The organism is Burkholderia sp. LMG 13014 (assembly GCF_905232215.1).
Classification (GTDB): domain Bacteria; phylum Pseudomonadota; class Gammaproteobacteria; order Burkholderiales; family Burkholderiaceae; genus Burkholderia.
Genome location: NZ_CAJNKE010000787.1, coordinates 1 through 2,272, shown reverse-complemented (window position 1 = coordinate 2,272; position 2,272 = coordinate 1). Strand labels below are relative to the sequence as shown.

Here is a 2,272-nt window from a genome sequence, read left to right as displayed (position 1 = left end):
CCGGCGTGCGCGTGCACGTGTTCGACGATCACGGCGAGCGCGACACGCCCGATTCGGTGTTCCCGAACAACTGGTTCTCGACGCATCCGGGCGGCCACGTCGCGCTGTATCCGATGTTCAGCGCGAACCGGCGCCGCGAGCGGCGCGCCGATATCATCGAGATGCTGAAGGCCGAGTATCGCGTGCAGGACGTGATCGATTATTCCGGGCTCGAATACGACGACGTGTTCCTCGAAGGCACGGGCGCGATGGTGCTCGATCACGTCGCGCGAATCGCGTACACCGCGCGTTCGCGCCGCGCCGATCCGGTCGCGCTCGAACGCTTCTGCACGAATTTCAATTTCGAACCGATCTGCTTCGATACGGCCGATGCCGACGGGCGGCCGATCTATCACACGAACGTGATGATGAGCGTCGCGACCGAGTTTGCGATGGTCGGGCTCGACCTCATCGCCGACAGTCGCAGACGCGACGAGATCGCGCAACGGCTGGCCGAAACGGGACGCACGGTGATCGCGCTCGATGCGTCGCAGATCGCGAATTTCGCGGGCAATACGCTGGAATTGTCGGGCAAGGAGGGGCGCGTACTCGCGCTGTCGCGGCGCGCGTATGACTGCCTCACGCCGGTGCAGCGCGCGACGATCGAGCGTTCCGCGCGCCTGCTGCCGCTCGACGTGCCGACGATCGAACTGGCCGGTGGATCGGTGCGTTGCATGCTCGCGGGGATTCATCTCGCGCGGCGCTCGACCGCGCGCGATGCGTCGGAAATCGAATCGGCGGAACGACAGCGCGAAGCGTCATCGCATGCGTGAAGCAAACAGCGGTCACGTCGCGCACTGACCGGCGCAACCGGATGCTTCGTCCTGCAAACGAGGTCGAAGCATCCGTTCCGTGACCGCCTTCACCCGGCCAGCAGCTTCAACCCGGCCGGCAATGTTTCGCCGAACACGCGCACCGTGTCGGCTTCGTCGAACGCGATCGCTTCGCGCACCATGTCGATCCACGCCGTCGACGCATTCGCGGCCGACAGGCGTTTGATCACGGCCTCGCGTGTGTCGTCCGGCAGATCCCGTGAACGGTCTCCGGTCATCCGCGCAATCTGTGCGGCCGCGAACGCGGCCGGTTCGACCTGCTTCCAGTCGAGCTCGAACAGCGCATCGAGCCAGCCCTTCGCAACTTCCGCCGGCACGACACTGTGCGCGCTGCCGTAGAACGGCCGGCGCGCGCCGATGCGCCCAAGCGCCCATGCACACAATGCACGCTCGCCCGGCTTCTGCAGTTGCGCGATCAGGCGCTCGGCCAGTTCGACCTTGCGTTCCACGGGCAGCCGTTCGAGCGACGCAGACAACCGCGTCATGTCGGCCGGCCCGACCTTGCCCGGATCGAACGGCAGCTTGCGCCGCTTGTCGTCGGTCGGTTCGAGGAACGCGATCGCGTCGCGCACCTGCGTCTGCGCGTCGTCGTCGAGGCCGCCGGCCACGCGCCGCCACAGCGTCCACCACTCCGACCACACCTGAGCGTCGGTCACATACTGAATCCCGTCGTCGAACAACGGCCACAGTTGCTCGATGCGCCACGCGTCGAGCGGATGGCCGAAGCCCGGGCGCAGGCAGTAACCGGCGAGGTTCAGCCAAGCACGTTCGTGATCGGACGAGCGCCGGCGCCGCCGTGCGCGCGCGAGCAACGCGTCGAACAATTCACGCGCGAGCGCGACGTCCCACTCCTCACGCGCACCGAGCACCTGTTCGAGCTGTGCGCGCAACCGGCGCGTGTCTTTCGGCGTGACGCCGGCGGCCTTGCTGCCGAACGAGCGCTCGATCAGGTCGATTGCCTGGTCGAGACGCGGATGCCGCGCAAGTGCAGCTTCGTCACCCTGCGCGGGCGCATCGCCACGTAGCTGGAATTCGAGCCGCCAGCGGCGCGCCGCATCGTCGGTCGCGATGCAGTGCATTTCGAGCGTGCCGACCTCGGTCAGCGACGCGGTGAGCTTCACCGGCGTTTCGCGCGCGTCGCCGGCCGCTTTCGCGTCGACGACCGTCGCAATCGGCGGCAGCCGCACGAAATCGCCGCCGTCGAGATCGACGAGATCGCCGGGCCGGTACGCCGTCTCGGCCACCGTCGACACGAGGTGGAAACGCACCGGCTGCCCGAGTTGCAGCGCGAACGTGCGATCGTCGAGCCGGATCTCGTGGCCCTCTTCCGCCCCGCGCGGCAGCAGGCAGACGCCGCGCGCGGCAGATTCGGCCTCGCCATCGTCAAGCACGAGGAAATA

At 67.5% G+C, this 2,272-nt stretch carries 1 protein-coding gene and 1 pseudogene; one reads left to right on the top strand and one right to left on the bottom strand.

What is annotated here, in order from left to right:
* Nucleotides 1–812, top strand: an 812-nt coding sequence (gene ctlX / locus JYJ84_RS34600; RefSeq protein WP_205190119.1) for a citrulline utilization hydrolase CtlX, incomplete at its 5' end; no start/stop codon positions are given.
* Between the two features lie 89 nt (nucleotides 813–901).
* Here ctlX and JYJ84_RS34595 read toward each other — a convergent pair.
* A pseudogene (locus JYJ84_RS34595) lies at nucleotides 902–2,272 on the bottom strand (molecular chaperone DnaK); the annotation flags it as partial.